This is a genomic window from Bradyrhizobium sp. LCT2 (genome assembly GCF_009931255.1).
Taxonomy (GTDB): Bacteria; Pseudomonadota; Alphaproteobacteria; order Rhizobiales; family Xanthobacteraceae; genus Bradyrhizobium; species Bradyrhizobium diazoefficiens.
The window spans coordinates 2,693,666-2,717,630 of record NZ_CP034432.1 but is presented as its reverse complement, the minus strand read 5'-3'; the positions used below and the strand labels follow the sequence as shown (position 1 = coordinate 2,717,630).

The following is a 23,965-nucleotide window of genomic DNA, read 5'->3' as shown; positions in this document are numbered from 1 at the left end:
ATTGGGAACCGTGCACAACTTCATGTTGTCAGGTCGTTTTCGGCTGACAGAACGAGCGCGCCTTGTCTGTCCACGCGCCGAAACCGCTCGAGACGAGATGAGCGACGATGTGACAGACATAGCGCTTCTGCGCCGGCTGGTTGTTGGGGCCCGCATTGTAGCGGGCGACCGCCATGGTCCAGCTTCCCTCGCGCTGTTTCAGCTCCTTCAGGAAGCGCGCGGCGTAGTCGACATTCCGGGCGGGATCGAACATCGCCCGCACCGAGGTGAACTTGTCGCCGTGGTAGTAGTGGTTTATCTGCATGCAGCCGAGGTCGATCAGCTTGATGCCCTTGGCTCGCATCGCCTCGAAATTCGCGATCGCGTCCTCCATGTCCTTGGCGAACACGGTCTGACCGTCGGCGCCGAGCGCATAAGGATAGAGCGCCCCGCGCCGTCCGGTCTCGGTGAGGCCGACGGCATAGAGAATGCCGAGCGGAATCCCGTGCTGCTGGGCCGCACGCGCCATCTCGCGCTCGCAGGGGCGCGCGCTGTCGGCGGCCGCCTCGGCGGCGCTGGCGTTACAGATAAACAGGGCCGCGACGAATCTGCGGCGCCACGTCCTGGTCATGACGCGTCTCCTGGTTGGACTGGCGCTCCTGCCGGGCCTGTCTCGCATCGCCGTCCGATTGTCCCGACGACGTGCCGGCGCCGTCGAACGTGCCTTGCGACTGTGACGAGGGCTGTTGCTGGCCCGAGAGCTGCGGCTGCGACTGGCCGGAGCCGCTCTGGAATCCGTCCAGCGAGCCATGCTGGACGGGGGCGACGTCGGCGACGTAGCCGGCCGACTGCATCAGCTCGCGGATCGAGTCGCGCTGCTGGTCCAGCATCTGGCTCGTGTCCTTGCGCTCGGCCGCGAGGTGGACGGAGACCTCCGAGCCGACGAGGCGGAGGCGCACGGTGACATTGCCGAGCGACGGCGGCTCGAGGTTGACGGTCAGGATCTTGAGCGGCTGGTCCGGCGCATTGGTCTGGGACCCGGCGAGATCGGGGGCTGCGGACGCCGTCGGCGCCGAGGATTCCTTCAGCTCGGCGACCACCGCATTGGCGACCTGTTGCGGAGCGTTGAACTGCGCCGGGGGCAGATGGGTCTCCTGCTGGACCACGGTGACCTTGGTCGCCTCCGGCAATGCGTCCCGGGCCGAGGCCTTGACGGCGCGTTCGACATTGGCCGTGACGGCCTCGAAGCCCGACGTCGCGGGCATTGCCTTTGACGAACTCTCGTTGCCCTGCTGCGCGGCTGCCGCCTGCGAGGCCGCGGCCTGTGAGCGCGCGCCTGTCGGACCTGCCGAGAGCGGCGCGGAATCGGCGGCGGCGGCCTTCGCCATGCCCGTCGCCTGAACCTCGCCCTTCGTGGAGGAACGCCCGTCGCGCGCCGACGCATCCTTCCTGTCCCCCGCGGGCGATTGCAGCTTCACGGCCGGCACGGCGGCGAGCTCCTGTCCGACGATCGCGGCAATGCCCGGCCGGCTCGAAACGTCAGCCTTCGCGGCCTGGTCGAGCGGATCTTGCGTCTCCGGCTCGTCGGACGATTTGTGACTGGACTTGGTCTCGTCGGCCGCCTCGGTGCGATCATGCACCGTCTCGTCCTTCTCGGCCGGATGCGAAAGGCGCGTGCGCAGCGTTCCCGCCTTCACGGCCGTATCGCTGCCCTCGTCTTTGAGCGCCCGTTTGGCCAGGTTCGAGACGGTGTGGAGCAGATCGTTGAACGACGAATCAGCCTGCGATTTCGTCCCGGCGCTCTTCGCCGAGCGCGACGTCCCGCGCATATTGAGACTCTCGGCGAGCCCCGAAAAAGCCTGTCCGGCGGTTCCGCTGAGCTTGGTCATGGGCGGCGATCCCTGGTGAGAAGTTCGAGTTCGCCGAGCTCCTTCCGCGCACGCGCGAGGGTCGCGGTCGACGATGCGAGATCGAGACGCGCCGGCGTGGCCGGAGGCTTGTCGGCGGTGGCGGCAGATCCGCTCGCGAACGGTTTGCGCACATCGAGCGCAAGCTGGACCGTTGCATTCAGGAGAGGAAGATCGCGCTCGGGCAGCTTCGACCGGTCGAGCGCCTTCAGCTCGGCGAGGCCGCCGTCATATTCGTCGGTGAGTACCCGCGAGGCGCCACGGAAAAAATGCGCACGCTCGCGCTCTGCCGAGGCATCGGCGCTGAGCGTCAGCGCCCGCTCGCCGGCGAGCCGGGTCACGGCCATCCGTCCACGCACCATCGCGGAGCGCGCGATCACGAGATAGAGCTTGAGGCGGCTTCCGCGATCGATCTGCTCCAGCATGGTGACGATCCGCGCAAAGCGGCGCTCGTCGAGAGCGAGGCTCGATTGCGTCAGGCCGGTGGAGAAGCGCTGCCAGAAATCGCCGGCATAGATCGAGTTGCGGTAATGGCGGATATAGGCCAGCGTCAGGAACTCGAACTTGTCGAAATCCTCGGCCTGCCCGACCAGCAGGATCTCGCGCCGCAGCGCCGCCTCCTCCACCAGCGTGCCGGGCAGGAGCAGGCGCGCATCGTCCAGACGCTCGATCGCGAGCGAGGCCTCGGTGCGAGCGAACAGCGCGCCCTGGACCAGCGCGACCTGTCCGCCCAGGCCCGACGGAATCGTCCTGGGCTTGACGTCCTTGAGCAGCTCGCGCGCTTCGTCCTGTCGGCCCTCGACATAGGCGAGCGCGCCATCGAACAGCCGTCCGTCGACATTCATCTTGTCGCGCGGCAGCTTGCGGACCAGTTGCGGGGCGCCGCCGCTGAGCAGGTAGATGACGACGGCCTGGCCGTTCTGCGCGTTGCTCCACACGCTCGCATCGGCGGCGAGAAATTTCTCGCCGATCTGCCGGATCAGCGCGATGTGGCTGCCATGCGCCGCGGTGTCGCCGTTGGCGATACCGTCCTGCACGGCCTGCAATGCGCGCACGAGCTCATAGGGCTCGCCCGATGTCGACGCCGGAGCCGGCGCCGGATCGGCCAACGCGCGTGCCGCCGCGAACGGCAGCAGCACCAGCAGGGCGGCACGGAGGAGCGGCCTGATCAAGGGCGCTTCTCCCGGATCAAGATCTCGATCCGGCGATTCTGCGCGGCCGCCGGGTCGTTCTGAAGTCTCGGCCGCCGGTCGGCGTAGCCCTCGACATGCTCGATCCGCTGCGCGTCGACGCCGGAGCGGACCAGCATGTAATAGGCCATCTGCGCACGGGCGGTCGACAGCCGCCAATTGTCGTAGGTCTCCGACTTGTACGGCCGATTGTCGGTGTGGCCGCGGACGATGATCATGCCCTGTCGTTTCATCAGCAGCGGCCCGATCTTGTCGATCACGCGGATGAGCTCGGGCCTCGGCTCGGCCGAGCCGACCGCGAACATGCCGAAGCTCGCATCGTCGGTCAGGCTGACCAGCAGACCTTCCTCGACCTGACGCACCTCGGCCGCCGGTCCGGCGCCCGCCTTGATGTCCGACAGCGCTTCCGCGATCGCGGACTGGAGCTGCTTGACGGTCGGCTGCTGCGTTTGCGCGGCGTCGCGCGGTTCGGAATCCTTCGGCGTATCGCCGGGACGCCCTTGCGCAGCGGCACTGGCCTGAGCACCCGATTGCGCGTTCGCCTGCGCGCTTCCTTCGCGCGAAGACTGCGACGGCGATGGCGCCGGCGCCGGCCCCGGCGGCAGCAGCGGCGACAGGCTTGCGGACGAGGCATCGGCGTTCGGCGCCACGCTTCCGCCGGCATCGTCCGTCTTGGAACGGCGCGCCTGCGGCTCGCCCTGGCCCGTCCCGGTCGCGTTGTCGCGCACGGGTGCATTCGGCTTGGGCTCGCTCTCGATGATGCGATCCGAATCCTTGGACGCCTGCGGCGCCAGCTTCCAATAGCCGGGATCGAAGGGATCGCGGTAGGCGTCGCCGCCCTTGAGGCCGTCCTCTTCCGCGGACGTCAGGGCGCCGGCGCGGCGCTGGCCCGAGGCCTGGTTCGCGCTATTGGCGATCTCGGCAAGCGTCGCATAGGGATCGCGGAACAGAACCTTCTCTTCGTAGAAGGGCGGTTTCTCGGCCGTCGGGGAGTCACCGCGCCGCTCCTCGCTCGGCCCAGCCGGCTGACGCCTGCCGTCCTGACCCTCGAACGTCGTCGGCTCCTTCTTGGAGAGATCCTTGAGGCCCTTCGGGGCGGGTGCGTTCTCCGCGAGCTTGATCGGGTTGAAATAGCTCGCGACCACCTGCTTCTGGTCCTGGTTGAGCGCGTTGAGCAGCCACATGACCAGGAAGAACGCCATCATCGCGGTCATGAAGTCCGCATAGGCGATCTTCCATACGCCACCATGATGCGCCTCCTCGGCGAAGGCACTGCGCCGGCGGACGATCACGAGCTCTTGCTTGACCTCCTCCATGGCGGGCTACCGGCGCGCCTCATTGAGGCGGTCGCTCCAGGCCGCGATCTTCGTCTCGATCACGGTCTGGTCGGCCACGACACGGACCTCGAAAGTCTCGGCGGCCTCGTACTCGATGCCCGTTCGCCGGGCCGTCTCAAGCTGCGTCTTCACCAGGTCAAGCAGTTCGCTCGGCCCGGTGATCTTGAATACCGGCACCGGCGAATTGCCGGTCAGCGCCGCGATTTGCTCGACCAGCGACCCGATCGCCTTGTCGCGGACCGCATCGGCGAGGAACGGCAGCAATATTCGGGCAACGGAGCTCGCAATGTTGGTCTCGATCTCGCGGCAAGCCGCCTCGAAGCCGCTCACGATCGCGACCGCCTGCTGATCGGACCATTTGGCCCGCTCCTCGCCGAGCCGGATCGCGCTGCGCACCCGTTCCTCGGCAACCCTGGCATCGCCTTCCGCGACGCCGGCGGCATGGCCGCGCCGATAGGCATCGTCCAGGAGATTGACCGGCGGGGCTTCCGTCGCGGGCGCCGGAGGCGGCGACTGAGGCTGCGACTGGGCCTGAGGCTGCGGTTGAGATTGAGGCTCGCACCGGACTTCCTTCGGCCTGGTCAGCACGTCCTGAATCTTGGGCGGCGGAGGCGGCGGCGACGACTTGACCCGGCCGTTCGCGTCGAACTGCGTCAGGAGTTTTCCGATTGCCGCGTTCATGCCGCCTCCTCGCGTCGCATCCAGTCTTTAAGGATCGCTGCTGCCTGCGCCTGATCGAGCCGGACGATCTGCTCCAGTCGCTTCTGCGGCGTGCGCTGCATCTTGCCTTCGAGGTCCTCGACGAGGTTGAGCTCGGGGTCCTGGCTCTCGGCCAATGCAAGGGCTGTGGCAGCTTCAAGCTCAGCGGCCTCCGCCGCCTCGGTCTGCTCCTGCGCCGCGCGGTGGGTCAGAATGCCGTTGACCGCGGGGCGAAGGCCGAACCAGACCAGCATCGAAGCCACGGCCAGGATCGTCACCGCGTTGATGACGCTGCCGAGCTGCTTGTTGATCATCTCGACGAAGCTGATCGGCGGCACCGGCGCCAGTTCGCGCGAGCCCTCGATGAAGTCGACGGCCGTGACCTGGATCTGGTCGCCGCGCTGCTTGTCCAGTCCGCCGGCCGTCGCCGCGAGCTGGCTGATCTCGGCGAGCTTGCTGTCGACGATGGCCTGATTGCTCTTGTCGCCGAGATCGGCAACGAGGCGCGCGCGGTTGACCAGCACGGCGATGAAGAGCTTCTTGACCAGATAGCCGTCGCTCACCGTCGTCGTGGTCTTGGACGACACCTCGAAATTGGTGACGTCCTCGCGACGGGTCTTGTCCTCGCTGGAGTTCTTGCTGCCGCCGGCGTTGACCTGCTGGTCGGGAAGGTTCTGTTGCACCGTGGTCGGCGTCGATCGGTCGGCGTTCTGCGACGACTCCTTCTCGCGCACGTTCCGCACGGAACGCTCGGCGCGGCTCTCCGGATCGTAGACGGTCTCGTTGGTCTGCCGCTTGTCGGTGGAGAGCTGCGGCGCGACGCTCACCTCGAAATTGTCGAGACCCAGATACGGCGTCAGCGCCTTGCGGATGTTCTCCTGAACCATCCCGCCGACCGTCTTCTGGAGGCTTGCCATCTTGGTCGGGGCAGCGGTGGCTTCGTCCTCTTCGGCCAGCAGCATCGAACCGTCGGCATCCAGCACCGTCACCTTGTCGCGGCTCATGCCGGGGATGGCGGCCGCGACGAGATGACGGATCGACTGCGCCGTACGAGCCTCGATCGCGCCGTCGGTGCGGAGCACGACCGACGCCGAGGGCGGCTGTTGCGTCGCGCGGAACGAGCCGCGCACCGGCATCACGATATGCACCCGCGCCGCTTTCACGCCCTTCATCAACTGCACCGTGCGCGCGATCTCGCCTTCGAGCGCGCGCAGTTTCGTGACTTCCTGCATGAACGAGGTCAGACCGAGCGAGCCGATCTTGTCGAACAGCTCGTAACCGGAATTGGCGCTGGTCGGCAGCCCCTTCTCGGCGAGCAGCATTCGCGCCTGCATGGTCTGGCTCGGACGCACCGAGACCGCGTCTCCGGCCGTATTGACGTCGAAGGCAATATTCTGCTCGCGCAAAGCAGCGCCCATGCGCGTCACATCTTCGCGGGAGAGGCCGGTATAGAGCGTTTCGAATTCAGGCCGGCTCAGATAATAGGCGCCGCCGACGACGGTGACGAGAACGGCAAAGCCGATCAATCCCAGGGCCATCAGGCGTCGCGGCCCAAGCTCCAGCAGATTGTTGAGCAGTTGCTGTATCTGCGCACGACTGAACAGCATATGACCTCGTACCAATGCGAACATATGGGACATTCCGCTGCCAACCTTGTCTGAAGGTTGCGCAGGAACACGAATGTGTCGGTTCGCGGGCGAGGCGTTGTAATTTTACAAGAAGTCGGGGGACGCTATCGCGAGGATCGGCAACAGGTGCACGGCCGGATGCACCGCGGTGCGATCGGCTGCGGCGTGTTACTTGAAATCTGGCGTCAGGGGATCGATTGCGGGCACATCTTGTGCCGTCATATCCGCCGTTCATGGCGGAGACCGTGCTCCCGAGGGAGCACGGTCGTTTTCGAAGCCGCGGCTTAGCGGAACAGCGACAGGATGCTCTGGCTGTTCTGGTTGGCGATCGAGAGCGCCTGAACGCCAAGCTGCTGCTGGGTCTGAAGCGCCTGCAGGCGCGTCGATTCCGCGTTCATGTCGGCGTCGACGAGCTGGCCGATACCGCGATCCACGGAGTCCATCAGGTTCTTGACGAATTCCGTGTTGGTCGCGATGCGGTTCTTGACGGCACCGAGATTGGCGGCGGCCGAGGCGACCGAGTTGATCGCAGCGGTGACCTGGTTGATGTAGCCGTCGAGCTTGGTCTGGTCAGTCGCCGAGTCGGTCAGCGCGCCGATGTTGATCGAGGCAACCGACGCGCCGGTGGAGCCGCCGACCACCGTATCCAGGATGCCGGTAGTGGATGAGCCGCCGGTGGTGTAGAGCGCGTAGGTGGCGGTCGTCACGGTGATGGAGCCGATGGTGGGCGTACCGCCGACGCGCGAGTACGACGACACGAGGTTGAAGGTCGTCGGCGTGGCCGTGGACGACGAGGGCGTGATGTCGATGCTCAGCCAGTTGATACCGTTGATCGTTGCCGAGTCGGACTTGAGCTTCATATCCTGCTGGATCTGGGTGACCTCGGCCTGGATCTTGGTCCGGTCGATACCGGCGGTCTTGGCTTCGACCAGCAGCGCCTGGAGCTTGGTCAGGCCGGAGTTCTTGTCGCCGATGACCGTGTTCAGAGCGGTGTATTCGGTGTCGACCATCGCGGCCGACAGACCGAGCGAATCGGAGACTGCGGACAGCGCGGCGTTGTCGGAGCGCATCGAGGTTGCGATCGACCAATAGGCCGAATTGTCCGAAGCGGTCGAGACGCGCTGACCGGTCGAGATCCGGTTCTGCGTGGTCGCGAGCTGCGTGCTGACATTGCGGAGGGTCTGCAGCGCGGTCATTGCAGACGAGTTGGTGAGGAGGCTAGAACCCATTTTGATGTCCCTTTGACGATTGAATTGAGTTTGGGGACATACCGGACTTGCACCGGTACGACAGGGCGGCATCATGCCTTTGGGCCACGGCAATGCGTGTGATGGACCCAATCTGTCGTAGCGGTGAGGTTACCCGCCGAAGCTTGTGCGAGGCTTGTGGCCCTGTGACTCGGTTGCAACACCGAGCCATGGCGTCGACGCGGCGTCACGCCTGACAAAAGAAAGGGCCGCGCTTCGCGAGAAGCGCGGCCCTCCCCCAGATGAGTTGAGGTTTAGCGGAACAGCGACAGGATGCTCTGGCTGCTGTTGTTGGCGATCGAGAGCGCCTGAACGCCGAGCTGCTGCTGGACCTGGAGGGCCGCAAGGCGGGTGGACTCCTGGTTCATGTCGGCGTCGACGAGCTGGCCGACACCGCGATCCACGGAGTCCATCAGGTTCTTGACGAATTCCGTGTTGGTCGAGATGCGGTTCTTGACGGCACCGAGATTGGCGGCGGCCGAGGCGACAGAGCCGATCGCAGCGGTGACCTGCGCGATGTAACCATCGAGCTTGGTCTGGTCGGTCGCCGAGTCGGTCAGCGCGCCGATGTTGATCGAGGAGACGGACGCGCCGGTGGAGCCGCCGACCACCGCATCCAGGATGCCGGTGGTGGATGAGCCGCCGGTGGTGTAGAGCGCGTAGGTGGCGGTCGTCACCGTGATGGAGCCGATGGTGGGCGTATTGCCGACACGCGAGTACGACGACACGAGGTTGAAGCTCGTCGGCGTGGCCGTGGACGAGGAGGGCGTGGTGTCGATGCTCAGCCAGTTGATGCCGTTGATCGTCGCCGAGTCGGCCGTCGACTTCAGCTGATTCTGGATCTGGGTGACGTCGGCCTGGATCTTGGAGCGATCGATACCGGCGGTCTTGGCTTCGACCAGCAGCGCCTGGAGCTTGGTCAGGCCGGAGTCCTTGTCACCGATGACCGTGTTCAGAGCGGTGTATTCGGTGTCGACGGTCGCAGCCGACAGACCGAGCGAGTCGGAAACCGCGGAGAGCGCCGCGTTGTCGGAGCGCATCGAGGTTGCGATCGACCAGTAGGCAGCGTTGTCCGAAGCGGTCGACACGCGCTGGCCGGTGGAGATGCGGGTCTGCGTGGTGGAGAGCTGCGAGCTGACAGACCGCAGGGTCTGGAGCGCGGTCATGGCGGTCGAGTTCGTAAGCAGGCTTGACATTGCGAATGTCCCTTTATGTACGCGTTACATTTTCACGAGGGGACATACCGGGCTTTCACCGGTACGGAGGGGCGGCATCATGCCTTTGGACTGTTGTGGGTGGGGTCCAACCCGCCGTGACGCATTGCTAGCACGCGAAATCTTGCGCCGAGATTAAGATCAGCTTGAATTTCTCAGCAATATCATATGGTTACCATTACCCTCCGGTAACCATAAGTCGGTACTTCTTGCTAACCATGACCCGGCCGGCCGGCGGTCGCCGCCGCTACGAGAACGACCGCACCAGTCCGGAGGCCAGCAGGTTCCAGCCGTCGATCAGCACGAAGAACAGCATCTTGAACGGCAGCGCGAGGATCGTCGGCGGCATCATCATCATGCCCATCGACATGGTCAGCGTCGCCACGATCATGTCGATCACGAGGAACGGCAGCATGATGAGGAATCCGATCTCGAACGAACGCCTGAGCTCGGAGATCATGAAGGCCGGAATGATGACGCGCAAATCGATGCGCTTGTCGTCGAACTTCTTGCGAAAGCTCTCCGCGGCGAGCGCCTCGAAGGTCTGGAGATCCTTGTCGCGAACGTGCGCCAGCATGAACTCGCGGAACGGATCGGTGATCTTCAGATAAGCCTCTTCCTCCGAGATCTCGTTCTTCATGAGAGGCTGGACGCCGGTCTCCCAGGCGCGGTCGAAGGTCGGCGCCATCACGTAGAACGTCATGAACAGCGCGAGGCTGACCAGCACCAGATTGGCCGGCGTGGTCTGGAGGCCGAGACCGGAGCGCAGGAACGACAGCGCCACCGCAAACCGCGTGAAGCTCGTCACCATGATGAGCAGTCCCGGCGCCACCGACAGCACCGTGATCAGCGCCATCAGCTGGATGATGCGGCCGCTGGTCGAGCCGTTGCCGGGCGGCAGCAGGGAGTTGAGGTCCGGAATCTGGGCGAACGCCATTTCGGGCAGCACCGCCAGAATCAACGCGAGCAGCAGGACTCTCAATTTCACTGAATCACCAACGTCTCAATGATCAATTCGCGGACCTTGCCCGACGAGCGGACATTGGCGCGCTCGGCGAGGTCATCGCGCAGATGCTGGAGCCCGCGCGATCCCTCGAACTGCGCAGCCGAGGCCGATCGCAGATAGGTGACGATGTCTTCGCTGATATGGGCGGCCAGGATGCCGGCGTCCTCGTCGCTCATGCTGTCGGTCACCATGGAGGCCTCGACACGGGCCCAGTTGTTGGCCGGCGCGGCGAGATTGGTCACGATCGGGGACAGTTTTCGAAGCCGCGCGCTGCCGGCGTAGCTCGACGCAAGCGGCGGCGGCGTAGGGCTCTTCTTCGCGTCGGCGACGCGCTCGGCGGCTGCAAACAGATGCAGGCCGGCAAGGGCGCCGGCACCGATCGCGACCAGGGTCAGCGCCACGATGGCGGCAATCAGGCGCATCACGTCCCCTGCCCTCGCGACGCGGCCCGGCCGGCGCGAACCTCAGAACGGTGCCACGGCGTCATAGATCCGATGTCCCCATCCAGGCTGCTGCACATCCGACAGATTTCCCTGACCACCATAGGACACGCGCGCCTCCGCGATCTTTTCGTAGGAAATCGTGTTGGTTCGCGAGATATCGCGCGGACGCACGATGCCGCCGACATTGAGCACGCGCATCTCGGTGTTGACGCGGAACTCCTGCGAGCCGCTGATCATCATATTGCCGTTCGGCAACACGTCGGTGACGATGGCGGCGATGGACAGCTTGATGTCCTCCGTGCGATCGATCTGGCCGTTGCCCTTGATCTGGGTGTTGGTGCTGAGGTTGGCGGTGGTTTGCCCCTTGTCGGCCCATCCTGCGACGTCCATCAGCCAGTCGAGCCCGAACTTGATCTGCGAATCGCGCGAGCGGCCGGTCTTGTTGTCGAGCTTGGCCTTGTCCTGCATCGAGATGATCACCGTCACGACGTCGCCGGTGCGCCGGGCGCGGGGATCGCGGTAGAGATCGGTGCCGTCGTCCCAGGTCGAGCGATAGCTGACCGGCGTGCGCATGCGCGGCGTCACCGGGATCGGGTCGGCCTGCGTCCTCAGGCCGCTTCCGACCGGCGACAAGCGCGGGCCGGTCAGGGCGTCCGCCGGATCACCGACGCATCCGGTAAGCATCAAGAGCGGCAGGATGAGGATCAGATTCTTCATCTATTTGGTCTTTCCGTCATCCACGCGGCGCATTCCGCCGAGCAAATCGGCGAGGTGCGCGGCGCGCGCCGTATCCATCTCGTTGAAGATCGCGCTCGAGCTCCTCGGGCTGAGCTTGGCGAGCACGGCGGCGGCGGTCTCGTCCGCCATGCCGGCGATCTGGGTGGCCGCGGCGTCCGGCTTCATGCGCGAGTAGATCTCGACGACCTGGGCCTCGGCCTTCTTCAGGAAGTCGTCGCGCAGCGCCATCCACTTCTCGTATTCGGCGCGCTTGGCCTCGACCTCGGCGATCCGCTCGCGGAGCTGGGTCTCGGCCTTCTCCAGCTCCTTGAGCTGCCAGGCCAATCTCGCATCGACGGCGGGATCGGCCACGTTGCTGCAGAACAGCGCGACCTCGTTGTCCGCGGTCGCAGCGGCCTGCGGCGGTGCGGGCTTTGGCGGCGCCGTGACACTGCCGGGCTTGGCCGGACGTACCGGCGCGGGTGCAGGCGCTGGCGCCGGTGCAGGCGTCTCGGAAGCCGGCACCGCACCGGTGATCGCCGGTCCGGTATCTTCGGCCGCCCACGCCGTCGCCCGGGTGGCCGCATTGTCACCCTGGATCGGCGCGCGCGGCTTCTGCGGTCCGGGCGCGCGGGCGCGCGCGAAGGAAAGCAGGTTGAGCGGCTTCGACGATCTGGCCTCATCCAGCGCCAGCACGGGCGAAGCGCTCGCAAGCGCCGCGGCCAGGAGGAGGAGTTTGGCTTTGTGATCCAGCTTCAACATCGGGCCGCGTGCGATTCTCGGTCGAGACCTGAGCATTGAGCGACCAAGCTTGCACGACGCTTATGCGTCATTGGACGATGACATCGGCCTGGAGCGCGCCGGCCGTCTTGATCGCCTGGAGGATCGCGATGATGCCCGATGGTTTGAGGCCGATCTGGTTCAATCCACGCACCAGGCGCTGGAGATCGACGCCGCTCAGGATCGCCACCTGCGATCCGGCCTCGTTGGCCTCGACCACGGTCTGGGGAACGACCACCGTCTGCCCGCGCGAAAACGGCGCCGGCTGCGACACCACGGGCATCTCCGTGACGCGGACGGTCAGATTGCCGTGCGTCACCGCAACCGTCGATATCCGCACGTCCCGTCCGATCACCACCGTGCCGGTGCGCTCGTTGATCACCACCCGCGCCGGCGTGTCCGGCTCGACCGTCAGCTCGCCGATTTCGGCGAGGAAGCGGACCGGGCCGATATGGCGCGGCTTCGACAAGACGATGGTGCGGTAGTCGCGCTCGAAGGCGATCTGCGCGCGATAGCGGCCGCCGGCGTAGCGGTTGATTGCATCGAGGATGCGCGTTGCGGTGACGAAGTCCGGGTTCTTGAGCTCAAGCACCAGGAATTCCATCTCATGGAGGCTTCCCTGCACCTCTCGCTCGACTAGCGCGCCGTTCGGAATGCGGCCCGCGGTCGGGGTGCCCTGGCTGACGTTCTGCGCCTGACCTCCCACGCTGTAGCCGGCGACCGTGACCGCGCCCTGTGCCACCGCATAGACCGCGCCGTCCGCCGCGCGCAGCGACGTCATCACCAGCGTGCCGCCGAGCAGCGAGGTCGCATCGCCGAGCGACGACACGGTCACGTCCATCCGCTCGCCTGCCCCGATCGAAGGTTGCAGGTCCGCGGTCACCATCACGGCGGCGACGTTGCGCGTGCGCAGGGTGGTCGGGCGCGCGGGGTTGGTGGTGCTCGTGGTCTCGTTCCTGACATTGATACCCATGTTCTCGAGCATCGATTGCAGGGACTGCTCCGTGAACGGAGCATTGCGAAGCGTGTCGCCGGTGCCGTTCAGGCCGATGACGAGGCCGTAGCCGACGATCTGGTTTTCACGCAATCCCTTGATGTCCGCGATGTCCTTGATGCGGACGGCGGCCTGGGCGCTGGCCGCGGAAACGACAAGGATGAGCGCAAGCAGGAGCCTGGTCATGATCCGTCCACGACCTTGACGGTGCCGTCCGGCTGGACGACGCCCCTGATGATCACGCCGGTGTCGGTGTTTCGCACTGGAATCAGTGCGCCGGCGGCGCCCGATTGCATCGCCGAGCCGTAGGTGACGATCGACAGGCCGCTGTCCTCGACGACGACCTTGACCATGGCGCCGCGGGCGACGGTCCAGGGATCTTCCACCGAGTTGGTCGGGATAGGCTGGCCCGGCAGCAGCGCGCGCCGGGCCATGCGACCGACCAGGATCTGGCGCCCTTCGATGAACTGGGCGACGCCGAGCAGGTTCGGCGCGAAGGCGCGCTCCGTGATCATGTCGTCCCGGATCAGCTCGCCGGCGCGGATCGACACGGCCGGCACGGGAAGCCGCTTCTCCTCGGCTGCAGCGACGCGCGCCGAGACGAGAACCAGCAGCACGGCGGCCAACCCGCGCACGATCAGGCCCACCCTGTTCAACATGGACACACCGGAACTAGCGAAGGCCCTTCGATACGGTCGAGGCCATTTCATCCGAGGCCTGGATGACCTTGGCATTCATTTCGTAGGCGCGCTGCGCCGAGATCAGCTCGGTGATTTCCTTGACCGGATCGACGTTCGAGGCCTCGAGATATTTCTGGTTGATCTTGCCGTAGCCGGCATCGCCCGGCAGTCCGACGACCGGCGTGCCGGACGCCGTGGTCTCGCGATAGAGATTGCTGCCGAGCGGCTCGAGGCCCGCCTCGTTGGCGAAGTTGGCGAGGTTGAGCTGGCCGATCTGCCGCGGGTTCACTTCCGTGTCCAGCTTGGCGAACACCTGTCCGGTCTGGTTGACCGTGACCTCGACCGTCCCCTGCGGGATCGTGATTGCGGGATCCAGCAGGTAGCCGTCGGTGGTGACGAGTTGGCTGTTGGCATTGGTGTTGAACGAACCCGCCCGGGTGTATTGCACCTCGTTGTTCGGGCCCAGCACCTGGAACCAGCCGCGGCCGTTGATCGCGAGGTCGTAGGGATTGCCGGTCTGGGTGAGCGCGCCCTGGATGTGCAGCTTGCGGATCGCCGCCGACTTGACGCCGAGGCCGAGATTGGCGCCTTCCGGAATCGGCGACGAGCCGTTGACGTTCGCGACGCCCTGCATCCGGTCCATCTGGTAGAACAGATCGGTGAACTCCGCGCGCGCCCGCTTGTACGACGTCGAGTTGATGTTGGCGATGTTGTTGGCGATGACTTCGATATTGGTCTGCTGGGCATTCATGCCCGTGGCCGCAATGGCAAGCGATTTCACAATGTGACTCCTTCAGATCAAATCGACATACGAACGACTTCTTGGTAGGCCTGCACGACCTTGTCGCGAACCGCGACCGCCGTCTGCAAGGCCTGCTCGGCCGACATCAGCGCCTCGACGACGCGCCGCGTCGATTCCTTGCCCTGCATCGCCGAGATCGACGCCGCCTCGCCCGCCTTCAGCGTGCCGATCGCGTCCGTCGTCACCTGCTTCATCACCGAATCGAAGCCGACGTCGCCGCCGGACTGGATCGCGGTCGGCGCCGCGGGCGCGATCGCCTGCGTCTCGGTTGCGCGGCTCGCCGCCTGGCCTGCGGAGATCGCCGTGGACGAAATTGCCTCAAGCATTGTCAGCTCCTCAGAAGGTCGATGGTCATGCCCAGCATCGACCTCACCTGTTTCACGACCTGGAGATTGGCTTCATAGGACCGGTTGACTTCCCGCATGTCGGCCATCTCGATCATCATGTTGACGTTCGGCAGCTTGACGTAGCCGGACTTGTCGGCGGCGGGATGCCCAGGATCGTACTCCACGCGGTACGGCGTGGTATCGACGCCGACCTCCTTGACCTTCGCGAGCTGCGCGCCCGAGGCACGGTCCATCGCGGCATCGAAGGTGATCGTCTTGCGCTGATACGGATCGGCGCCGGCGGTCCGTCCCGTCGACGTCGCGTTGGCGAGGTTTTCCGAGACGATGCGCATGCGCGTCGACTGCGCTTCGAGCCCGGAGCTCGCAACCGTCAGGGAGGCGCTCAATGAGTCCAGCATGTCAATTCACCTCAGGTCTTCACGCTCGACAGCAGCATTCGGTGGAACGACCGCACGACCGCCGAGTTCATCGAGTAGTCGCGATTGACGTCGTTGCCCTTGATCATCTCCTGCTCGAGACTGACGGAATTTCCGGAGTGAACCACGTCCCAGCTGTCCTTCTTGGAGGTCGCGCGCGTGTCGGTCTCGGTCGCGGAAAGCTGCATGTGCGTCGGTGACGTCGTCGCGAGCCTGACCGGCATTCCGTCGAGCACCTTGTTGAACGGCTCGACGTCGCGCGCTTTGAAGCCCGGCGTATTCGCGTTGGTGGCGATGGTCGACTGGCGGAGTTCGAGGTACCGCGCTTGCGACGATGCGAGTTCGAAGAGATAAAGCGGTCCCACGACAGTCCCATTCTGGTCCATTCGAGGAGAAGCCTAGGGCGTTAAGCTTTCGTCAAGCTGTTGGGCGAAGCACCATCCTCGGAAATCTACTGGACCTTCTCGGGCCGGGTCGTCTGCTTCGACTGCAGGAAGTAGATGATCTCGGCGACGGGCCGGAAGAATTCGGCCGGAATCACCTGATCGACCTGAACGGCCTCGTAGAGCGCGCGCGCCAGAACCTTGTTCTCGATCACGGGGATTCTATTCTTCTCCGCGACTTCGCGGATCTTCAGCGCGATCACGTCCATGCCCTTGGCCACCACGAGCGGCGCCGGGTTTTCCTCGCGGTTGTAGCGCAGTGCGATCGCAAAGTGCGTCGGGTTCGCGATCACCAGCGTCGCGCGCGATGCGGAGGCGATCATCCGCTGTCGCGAGCGGTCGCGCGCCAGCGAGCGGAGGCGCGCCTTGACCAGCGGGTCGCCTTCGGCCTGCTTGTGCTCGTCCTTGATCTCCTGCCGGGTCATGCGCAGCTCGCGCCGCCAGTGGAAGCGCGCCCAGGCGAGGTCGATCGCGACCAGGACGATGGTCGCGATACAGATCGCCGAGACGATCCGCATCGCGATGTTGAGGATCATCTCCGGAAGCGCGACGGGGTCGGTGTACATCGCCTCGAACGCCTTCGCTTCGGACGAGCGCAGCACGAAGGCGACGACGACGGTCACCGAGGCGAGCTTGAACAGCGACTTGGCGAACTCGACGAGACCCTGCGTTCCGAACAGCCGGTTCCAGCCGCTCACCGGGGAGATTCGCGAAAGGTCCGGCATGATGCGCTGAAGCACCAGGTTGGGCGCGTTTTGCAGCAGCGACGATGCCAGCCCGAACACGAGCAAAACGACCAGCAGCGGCACCAGGAATCGCAGCGCCTCGAGTCCCACCACGGTGAGGAGGTTCTGCGCGTCCGCCCCGGTGGTGAGGGGGAAGCCCTCGGGATCGTCGAGGAGGCTCTTCAGGGTCGGCGTCAATTGCTGCACGCCCTGGCCGATCAGGAACATCTGGATGACCATCAGCGCCGCCATCGACGCGAAGATGGAAGCCTCCCGAGAGACCGGAATTTTGCCCTGTTCGAGCGAATCGCGGACTTTCTTCTCGGTCGGCTCTTCTGTCTTGCTCTCCTGATCGGTTGTTTCTGCCATGCCCGTTCAGCGGTCAGCGGAAGACCAGCTCATCCTCCTGCTCGGGGTTGAGCTCGATTTCGCCCTTCTCCGCGAGGTCGAGCGCGAGATCGGTGATCACGCGCCGGGCCTCCAGCACCTCGCGCTGGTTCGACGGTTCGCCGATCGCGAGCTCGTGCTCGACGACGCGGCGGACGCGCGATGCGACCGACGACAGGATCAGCTCGCGGAAGTTCTTGTCGGTCCCCTTCAGCGCGATGACGATGCGATCGGTCGGCACCTGATCGAAGATCATGGTGCGCGCCTTCGGCGTCAGGTGGATCACGTCGTCGAAGGTGAACAGCAGCTCCTTCAGCACTTCGGCCGATTTCGGCCGCTTCTCCGACAGGCTCTTCAGCATGTCCTCGATGTGGCCGCGCTCCATCTTGTTGATGATGTCGGCGACGCGGGCATAGGTGTCCGCGCCGAGGTTGCGGGCGAAGTTCAGCGTCAGGTCCTCGTGCAGCGTCTTCTCGAGAACCTTCATCGCGTCGTCGGCGATCGGCTTGAGGCTGAGCACGCGCCGCATCAATTCGTTGCGCAGGCTGGACGGCAACTGGCTCATCACCTTGGCGGCACAGGCCGGCTTGACCTTGGACAGGATGAGGGCCGCGGTCTGCGGATGCTCCTTGGACAGGTAGGTGGCCAGCGAATTTTCCGACACCGACGAGACACGATCCCACACCGACCGGCTCGAATTGCCGAGCAGGTCCGTCATGATCGCCGAGACCTGGTCGGCCGGTAGCACGTCGCCAAGCACGGCCTCGAGGCCGCCGAGCGTGCCGAGAATGTTGGCACCCATCGAGAACTGCTGGGCGAACTCCTCGACGATCCCCTCCAGCTCCTGCGCGGTGATCGGCCGCAGCTCGGCCGCGGCCTTGGTCACGATGCGGATATCCTGCGGCTCGAACTGCGCGAGCACGCTCGCGGCCGCCTGCCGGCCCATGGCCAGCAGGAGTGCCGCGACCTTCTCCGTTCCGCCCAGCGTGGCAACGCCTCGCTGCTTGATGGGAGCGATGCCGACCTGTGCCGCCATGGTCAGGTATCACCCTGCCCCAGCGGTCCAACGATCTCCGTGAGCGAGACACCGAAGCGGGAATTGTCCTCTTCGACGACGACCACCTCGCCGCGGGCGACGATACGGCCGTTGACGACGACGTCGACGGGCTCACCGACCCGGTGGTCGAGCGGAACCACCGCGCCGCGCCCGAGCTTCATCAGGTTCGCCACCGGGATGGTAGCCGAACCCAGCACCACCTGCATGGTGACGGGAATGCGCAGGATGGCATCGACATTGGCGAACTTGCCGCTCTCCTCCGCCGTGCGCGCGGCGATCTCGGCCAGCCGCTCCAGCGGAGACGTCTCGGTCTCTTCCGATGCAGATGCAGACTCATAGTCGAAGGATTGCGCCATTTGGTATCGCCTCTTGGTATTTCCGCTCCCGGAGCGCCACGGCGTTCCGGTCGTATCTGGTTCGCTGGCCCCGGCTTCAGTGCTTGTTCACGTCGGCGCCGCTCCCGGTCGCTGCGGACGCGAGCCCGCTCCTGGCGTCGAGCGCCGCGATCGCCTCGTGGGCCTGGTCGATCTTCGTGCTCAGCACGTTGGCGAGCCGTCCGAGATTTGCGGTCGAATCATGCGCCGCGGTGATGACCGTGTCGAAGGCGCCCGCCGTCTCGTGGACGATGGTCGAGAATTCGCCCTGGTAACTGCGCAGCCGCGCCAGCTCGCGGTGCATCCGCGTCACCCGCATGCTGGTGAAGGCAAGCGCAATCAGCAGCACCGCATCAACGAGATAGGATATCATCGACGAACTCCCGTTTCTGATCCACGGGATCTGCCACCTGCATGGCGTAATAGCCATCGAGCTGGCCGATCTGACACCAGAACAGCACCTGGTTGTTGCTTTCGAGACGGGCCAGCGTGCGCGGCGTGGCTTCGAGCTCGAGCACCTGCCCGACCTGGAACTTCACGACGTCGCCGAGGGTCACCATCTTCTCATCGAGCACCGCGCTCAACGTCACTTCGGTGCGGTGGACCTCGCTCTCCATCTGCTCGCGCCAGCGCGGATCGGACGCACGGCCGTCGCTGACGACGACATGGGCGAGCTTCTGGCGCAGCGGGTTGAGCGCGGAGTGCGGAATGATGAGGAACATCTGGCCGCCGCGGTAGAGCGCCTGCAGCATGATGTTCGCGCAGATCGACATGTTGCCGCTCCGCCCGATCGCCAGCGAGGCCATCGCGGTCTCGACCCGCTCGACACGGAAGGTGACGTTGGACGTGCCGGCGAAGGCGGATTGCAGCGCCTTGGCGAAGCGCTCGAACAGCGCCTGGACCAGGCGGATCTCGATGTTCGAGAACGAGCGCTCGACGTCGAGCGGCGGTTCGGCACCATCGGAGCCGAACATCGCCTCGACCATCGTGAACACGAAGTCGCGGTCGAGCATGATGATGATGCGGGAGTCCCACTGCTCGGCATAGAGCACGGCGGCGACCGCGTTGGCCTCGTAGTCCTTGATGATGTCGCCGACCCGATCATTGGTGATGCCGTTGACCGAGAAATAGCAGGGCGTTCCCGCCATCGGCTGGAGGCTGTCGGTGCAGGATGCCGCCATGCGATCGAAGATCACATTGAGCATCGGCATGCGTTCGATCGATATGCCGGCCGCGTCCAGCAGGTAGTTCGGCAACTGCTTCCGCTGATCGACCTCGACGTCTTCCATCGTCATGCGCGTGCCGCCTTCGGTTCAGCGTCAGCCACGACAGCCTTCGGACCCGCGATCGTCTCGTTCTCGACGACATCGATCGACGGACGCTCGCTGCTCGAGATCATCTTGCGGCCGTGCTCGACCGCGATCTGCGGCATGGCGCCGTTCATGAATGCCAGCAGCGTCTGCTTGACGATGATGTAGGGCCGGCACTTCTTCTCGCGCGTCATCTTGATCTTGATCGCGAAGGGCGAAATGATGCCGTAGGACAGGAAGATGCCGGCGAAGGTGCCGACCAGGGCGGCGCCGATGAAGCCACCCAGCAACTTCGGCGACTGGTCGAGCGCGCCCATCGCCTTGATGACGCCGAGCACCGCGGCGACGATGCCGAGCGCCGGCAACGCCTCGGAGACCGTCACCAGCGAATGGTAGGGCGCCAGCTTGCCCTTCACGATTGTGTGGATCTCCTCGTCCATCAGCGCTTCGATCTCGTGCGTGCGCGCATTGCCCATGATGATGAGACGGACATAGTCGCAGATGAACTGGAGCAGCGACGGGTCACCGAGCACGCTCGGGAACGCCTTGAAGATCTCGGAGGACGCGGGGTCGTCGATATGCGCCTCGACCTCGTTGCGGCCCTTGCCCCGCAGCTCGCGCATCAGGGCATGCAGCGCCCCGAGCAGGTCGAGATAGTAGCGCTGGCCCGGCACCGCGCCGGTGATGGCCTGCATGCAGGCTACCCCGGTATCCACGACCGTCTTCCACGGATTGGCGACGATGAAGGTGCCGACCGCGGTGCCCATGATGATCACGAACTCCCACGGCTGCATCAGCACGGCCAGATGCCCGCCCATGGCGGCAAATCCGCCAAGCAGCGCCGCCACCGTGATGAAAATCCCCACGAAACTGAGCAACGCGCCACTCCATCGCCGATCCCACCGGGAATATCTAGTCGGCGACGCTTGCGCGAAGCTGGCTTCCCGCTCGCCAGCCCCGCGCAAGCAATTCACGGCAGCTTGGGACGATGTCGCAATGGCGACCAGAGGGGCGCGGGTCATGCTATCCACGATCGCGGACTACACCAGATTGACCAAGGACCTGGGCAAGTCGATGACGCAGGTCGCGACCCAGCCGGATGTCAGCCGCGAGACCGATTACTTCCTCAGCCATATCGGCAACGTGAAGACGATCGACGACTTCCTGAAGGACTACCGCCTCTACACCTATGCCATGAAGGCCTATGGCCTCAGCGACATGACCTACGCCAAGGCGTTCATGCGCAAGGTGCTGACCGAGGGGGTCTCGAACAAGGACGCCTTCGCCAACAAGCTCACCGACGCCCGTTACCGGGAATTCGCCACCGCCTTCAATTTCGCCGCCCTCGGCGACAAGGCGACCCAGACCACCGCAGCCACGACCGGCACGGCCACCCAGTACGTCACGCAGACGATGGAGCAGAAGGCCGGCGACCAGAACGAAGGCCTGCGGCTGGCGCTCTATTTCACCCGCAAGGCGTCCACGATCACGAATGCCTACCAGATCCTCGCCGACAAGGCGCTGACCCAGGTCGTCCAGACCGCCATGGGCTGGTCGTCGACGATCAGCTCGTCCGACATCGATGCCCAGGCCAAGATGATCACGGACAAGATCGACCTCACCGATTTCCAAGACCCGACCAAGGTCACCAAGTTCGTGCAGCGCTTCGCGGCGATGTGGGACGCGACCCAGGCCCAGAGCGACAACTCGACCAACCCCGCGCTGGTCCTGATCGGCGGCGCGGCGACGTCGGCCAGCCTGGATACCGACATGCTCACGAAGCTTCAATCCATCCGGTTCGGGAAGTAAGTCATGCAATCGGCTCTCTATGTGGGATTGTCGGCGCAGGTCGCCCTCGAAAAGCGCCTCCAGACGATCGCCAACAACGTCGCCAACGTCAACACGGCGGCGTTCCGCACCGACGTGGTGAAGTTCGAGACCGTGCTGTCCAAGGCCGGCGCGAACCCGGTCGCGTTCTCCTCGCCCGGCGACAACATCATTTCGCGCGAGACCGGCAACATCACCGAGAGCGGCAATCCGCTCGACGTCGCCGTGGTCGGTCAGGGCTGGCTCGCCTTCGCCGGCCCGAACGGCACGGTCTATACGCGTGACGGCCGGCTCCAGATCGCCGCCAACGGCGACCTTCAGACGGTGGCCGGCTTCCCCGTCATCGATGCCGGCGGCGCGCAGATCACGCTCGACCCGAACGGCGGGCCGGTCTCGATCGCACGCAGCGGCGCGATCACCCAGGACAACAACGAGATCGGCACCATCGGCCTGTTCAACATTCCCACTGATGCCAATCTCGAGCGCTACGGCAATTCGGGCGTGACGCCCGACCGGCCTGCGACCGCCATCGCCGATTTCTCCCGCGACGGCTTCAAGCAAGGCTATGTCGAGGGCTCCGGCGCCAATCCGATGATGGAATTGACGAAGCTGATGGCGGCCTCGCGCGCCTTCGACGGCACCAATTCGATGATCGAGGGCACCGAGAGCTCGCTCCAGAACGCAATCCGGACGCTGGGCGAGCCCGGCAAGTAGAGTGCGCCCCGTGCGCAATGAGGGTGGACGGTTTCTTTGAACGCTCTTCGGCAACTCGAGTGGGCGCTGCTGGAGCTTCAGCAGAGCACTCCCCTGGCAAGCGTCAGCGGCGCGATCTCCGAGATCGCGCCGACGCATTTCCGTGTCTCCGGCCTGTCGCGCTTCGTCAGGCTTGGTGAACTCATCGGCGTCAACTCCGGCGGCAAGCCCCAGATCGGCGAGGTGGTGCGGATCGACAGCGAGGGCATCATCGCCAAGCCGTTCGACCGGCAATTTGCCGGCGGCCTCGGTTCCGTCGCCTACCGCATGCCGCCATTGTCTTTCGCGCCCGATCCGAGCTGGAAGGGCCGCGTCATCAACGCGCTCGGCGCCCCGCTGGACGGACAAGGTCCGCTGACGCCAGGATCGCGCGCCGTCTCGGCGGAGGCCGAGGCGCCCTCGGCCATGAAGCGCGCGCGCGTCCACAAGCCGCTGCGCACCGGCGTGCGCGTCATCGACCTGTTCGCCCCGATCTGCGCCGGCCAGCGCGTCGGCATCTTTGCCGGCTCCGGCGTCGGCAAATCGACGTTGCTCGCGATGCTTGCCCGCAGCCAGGGCTTCGACACCGTCGTGCTGGCGCTCGTCGGCGAGCGCGGCCGCGAAGTGCGCGAATTCATCGAGGACGTGCTGGGCGCCAATCGCAATCGTGCGGTCACCATCGTATCGACGGGCGACGAAAGCCCGATGATGCGGCGGCTGGCGCCGAAGACGGCCATGGCGGTAGCCGAATATTTCCGCGATCGGGGCGAATCGGTTCTGCTCGTGGTCGATTCGATCACCCGTTTCGCCCACGCCGCCCGCGAGGTCGCGCTCGCCGCCGGCGAACCCGCGGTCGCGCGCGGCTACGCGCCGACGGTCTTCACGGACCTGCCGCGCCTTCTGGAGCGCGCCGGCCCCGGCGAGGAGGGATCCGGAACGATCACCGGGATTTTCTCCGTGCTGGTCGACGGCGACGATCACAACGAGCCGATCGCCGACACCATCCGCAGCACGCTCGACGGGCACATCGTGCTCTCCAGGCACATCGCCGACCAGGCGCGCTATCCGGCCGTGGACGTTCTGGCCTCGGTCTCCCGCCTCGCCCATAACGTCTGGGACCCCGAAGAGCGCGAATTGGTGAGCAAGCTGCGCACCATGATCGCCAAATACGAGGACACGCGCGATCTTCGCCTGATGGGCGGATACCAGTCGGGACGTGATTCGGGCCTCGACCAGGCGATCGACCTGGTTCCGAGAATCTACAGCGCAATGCGGCAAGACGCATCGGCTCAGCCGAGCGCAGATCCGTTCCGCGAGCTGAGGGACATGCTCAAGGGCGAGTAGCAGGTGAGACGGCGCGCGACGCGCCCGCGATCTCGCCCTTCTCATTGTTTCTACAGTCGGTCGCGCATCCAGTCACGCGGCCGGCGCATCCCCCCCATCACCGCCACCGCGACCCGTCGTGAGCGCATCAACCGTTCGGATGACTCATCGGGCGGCCGCGACGGAAGCGGAGACGGCTCCGCGAGCGGAACAACCGCCGCGTGTAATCCCTACAAGTTCTCTCGGCGATTCTCCGGACGCATTGCACAAGTTGTGGATGACTCATCAACGCGCATCAGCTTTTGTCATGCACAAGCTTCCATCAACTTGCATCAACGGCGGACAACGACGTGCCCTGCAATTAAACCGTCGTATACTTGCGGGCATGCTGCCCGTAGGAC

At 65.3% G+C, this 23,965-nt stretch carries 27 protein-coding genes; 3 read left to right on the top strand and 24 right to left on the bottom strand.

The features are described from left to right. Window positions 1-28: 28 nt before the first annotated feature. The 24 genes from EI171_RS13340 to motA form a co-directional block, all read right to left on the bottom strand. Complete coding sequence (locus tag EI171_RS13340) at window positions 29-610, bottom strand: lytic transglycosylase domain-containing protein (protein ID WP_161533561.1); 582 nt, start codon at window positions 608-610, stop codon at window positions 29-31. Beyond that, the gene (locus tag EI171_RS13335; RefSeq protein WP_161533560.1) at window positions 561-1,868 is read right to left on the bottom strand and encodes a flagellar hook-length control protein FliK; all 1,308 of its coding nucleotides are present in this window, start codon (window positions 1,866-1,868) and stop codon (window positions 561-563) included. The genes EI171_RS13340 and EI171_RS13335 overlap by 50 nt, the downstream gene beginning before the upstream one ends. Next, complete coding sequence (locus EI171_RS13330) at window positions 1,865-3,058, bottom strand: chemotaxis protein (protein WP_028175227.1); 1,194 nt, start codon at window positions 3,056-3,058, stop codon at window positions 1,865-1,867. The genes EI171_RS13335 and EI171_RS13330 overlap by 4 nt, the downstream gene beginning before the upstream one ends. After that, a complete protein-coding gene (locus EI171_RS13325; protein ID WP_161533559.1) occupies window positions 3,055-4,392 on the bottom strand; it encodes a MotB family protein in 1,338 nt (445 codons plus the stop codon). The genes EI171_RS13330 and EI171_RS13325 overlap by 4 nt, the downstream gene beginning before the upstream one ends. Window positions 4,393-4,398: 6 nt before the next feature. Beyond that, the gene (locus tag EI171_RS13320) at window positions 4,399-5,094 is read right to left on the bottom strand and encodes a hypothetical protein (protein ID WP_161533558.1); all 696 of its coding nucleotides are present in this window, start codon (window positions 5,092-5,094) and stop codon (window positions 4,399-4,401) included. Beyond that, window positions 5,091-6,719 (bottom strand): flagellar basal-body MS-ring/collar protein FliF, encoded by a 1,629-nt coding sequence (gene fliF / locus EI171_RS13315; protein WP_028175225.1) that lies wholly within the window; start codon window positions 6,717-6,719, stop codon window positions 5,091-5,093. The genes EI171_RS13320 and fliF overlap by 4 nt, the downstream gene beginning before the upstream one ends. Window positions 6,720-7,024: 305 nt before the next feature. Then, window positions 7,025-7,969 carry a flagellin gene (locus tag EI171_RS13310; protein WP_011089603.1) on the bottom strand — a complete coding sequence of 315 codons (945 nt, stop codon included), beginning with the start codon at window positions 7,967-7,969 and terminating at the stop codon, window positions 7,025-7,027. A gap of 272 nt (window positions 7,970-8,241) precedes the next feature. Continuing rightward, entirely contained in the window at window positions 8,242-9,183 is a 942-nt protein-coding gene (locus EI171_RS13305) for a flagellin (protein ID WP_011089604.1), read from the bottom strand. A gap of 265 nt (window positions 9,184-9,448) precedes the next feature. After that, entirely contained in the window at window positions 9,449-10,189 is a 741-nt protein-coding gene (gene fliP, locus EI171_RS13300) for a flagellar type III secretion system pore protein FliP (RefSeq protein ID WP_011089605.1), read from the bottom strand. Then, window positions 10,186-10,629 carry a flagellar basal body-associated FliL family protein gene (locus EI171_RS13295; RefSeq protein WP_028175224.1) on the bottom strand — a complete coding sequence of 148 codons (444 nt, stop codon included), beginning with the start codon at window positions 10,627-10,629 and terminating at the stop codon, window positions 10,186-10,188. Before EI171_RS13295 ends, fliP begins: the two co-directional genes overlap by 4 nt. A gap of 42 nt (window positions 10,630-10,671) precedes the next feature. After that, window positions 10,672-11,367: a flagellar basal body L-ring protein FlgH gene (gene flgH / locus EI171_RS13290; RefSeq protein WP_011089607.1), complete on the bottom strand. Its 696-nt coding sequence runs from the start codon at window positions 11,365-11,367 to the stop codon at window positions 10,672-10,674. Then, window positions 11,368-12,129, bottom strand: a complete 762-nt coding sequence (locus EI171_RS13285) for a MotE family protein (protein ID WP_161533557.1) — start codon at window positions 12,127-12,129, stop codon at window positions 11,368-11,370. It abuts the gene before it with no gap. Between the two features lie 67 nt (window positions 12,130-12,196). Then, window positions 12,197-13,327, bottom strand: a complete 1,131-nt coding sequence (flgI, locus tag EI171_RS13280) for a flagellar basal body P-ring protein FlgI (protein WP_028175222.1) — start codon at window positions 13,325-13,327, stop codon at window positions 12,197-12,199. Further along, window positions 13,324-13,800 (bottom strand): flagellar basal body P-ring formation chaperone FlgA, encoded by a 477-nt coding sequence (flgA, locus tag EI171_RS13275; RefSeq protein WP_161533556.1) that lies wholly within the window; start codon window positions 13,798-13,800, stop codon window positions 13,324-13,326. Before flgA ends, flgI begins: the two co-directional genes overlap by 4 nt. 13 nt (window positions 13,801-13,813) lie before the next feature. Further along, complete coding sequence (gene flgG / locus EI171_RS13270) at window positions 13,814-14,602, bottom strand: flagellar basal-body rod protein FlgG (protein WP_011089611.1); 789 nt, start codon at window positions 14,600-14,602, stop codon at window positions 13,814-13,816. A 17-nt stretch (window positions 14,603-14,619) separates the two neighbouring features. Further along, entirely contained in the window at window positions 14,620-14,949 is a 330-nt protein-coding gene (locus tag EI171_RS13265) for a flagellar hook-basal body complex protein FliE (protein WP_011089612.1), read from the bottom strand. A 2-nt stretch (window positions 14,950-14,951) separates the two neighbouring features. Continuing rightward, complete coding sequence (gene flgC / locus EI171_RS13260; protein WP_011089613.1) at window positions 14,952-15,368, bottom strand: flagellar basal body rod protein FlgC; 417 nt, start codon at window positions 15,366-15,368, stop codon at window positions 14,952-14,954. Between the two features lie 11 nt (window positions 15,369-15,379). Beyond that, the gene (gene flgB, locus EI171_RS13255) at window positions 15,380-15,772 is read right to left on the bottom strand and encodes a flagellar basal body rod protein FlgB (protein ID WP_161533555.1); all 393 of its coding nucleotides are present in this window, start codon (window positions 15,770-15,772) and stop codon (window positions 15,380-15,382) included. A gap of 65 nt (window positions 15,773-15,837) precedes the next feature. Beyond that, window positions 15,838-16,923, bottom strand: coding sequence for a flagellar biosynthesis protein FlhB (gene flhB, locus EI171_RS13250; RefSeq protein ID WP_161533554.1), 1,086 nt, complete (start codon window positions 16,921-16,923; stop codon window positions 15,838-15,840). 13 nt (window positions 16,924-16,936) lie between these two features. Continuing rightward, complete coding sequence (locus EI171_RS13245) at window positions 16,937-17,977, bottom strand: flagellar motor switch protein FliG (RefSeq protein ID WP_161533553.1); 1,041 nt, start codon at window positions 17,975-17,977, stop codon at window positions 16,937-16,939. A gap of 2 nt (window positions 17,978-17,979) precedes the next feature. Then, complete coding sequence (gene fliN, locus EI171_RS13240) at window positions 17,980-18,354, bottom strand: flagellar motor switch protein FliN (RefSeq protein WP_011089617.1); 375 nt, start codon at window positions 18,352-18,354, stop codon at window positions 17,980-17,982. 76 nt (window positions 18,355-18,430) lie between these two features. Then, window positions 18,431-18,745 (bottom strand): hypothetical protein, encoded by a 315-nt coding sequence (locus tag EI171_RS13235; RefSeq protein WP_011089618.1) that lies wholly within the window; start codon window positions 18,743-18,745, stop codon window positions 18,431-18,433. Then, window positions 18,726-19,667 carry a flagellar motor switch protein FliM gene (locus EI171_RS13230; RefSeq protein WP_011089619.1) on the bottom strand — a complete coding sequence of 314 codons (942 nt, stop codon included), beginning with the start codon at window positions 19,665-19,667 and terminating at the stop codon, window positions 18,726-18,728. The genes EI171_RS13235 and EI171_RS13230 overlap by 20 nt, the downstream gene beginning before the upstream one ends. Next, window positions 19,664-20,560: a flagellar motor stator protein MotA gene (gene motA / locus EI171_RS13225; protein ID WP_028175216.1), complete on the bottom strand. Its 897-nt coding sequence runs from the start codon at window positions 20,558-20,560 to the stop codon at window positions 19,664-19,666. The genes EI171_RS13230 and motA overlap by 4 nt, the downstream gene beginning before the upstream one ends. A gap of 142 nt (window positions 20,561-20,702) precedes the next feature. Between motA and EI171_RS13220 the strand changes: the two genes are divergently transcribed. From EI171_RS13220 to fliI, 3 genes are read left to right on the top strand one after another with little or no spacing between them, the layout of a single operon-like run. Next, on the top strand, window positions 20,703-21,491 hold the full coding sequence (locus EI171_RS13220) for a DUF1217 domain-containing protein (RefSeq protein WP_028175215.1): 789 nt from the start codon (window positions 20,703-20,705) through the stop codon (window positions 21,489-21,491). Window positions 21,492-21,494: 3 nt separating this feature from the next. Next, complete coding sequence (gene flgF, locus EI171_RS13215) at window positions 21,495-22,223, top strand: flagellar basal-body rod protein FlgF (protein WP_011089622.1); 729 nt, start codon at window positions 21,495-21,497, stop codon at window positions 22,221-22,223. Window positions 22,224-22,259: 36 nt separating this feature from the next. Further along, window positions 22,260-23,585, top strand: a complete 1,326-nt coding sequence (fliI, locus tag EI171_RS13210; protein ID WP_011089623.1) for a flagellar protein export ATPase FliI — start codon at window positions 22,260-22,262, stop codon at window positions 23,583-23,585. Window positions 23,586-23,965 lie beyond the last annotated feature (380 nt).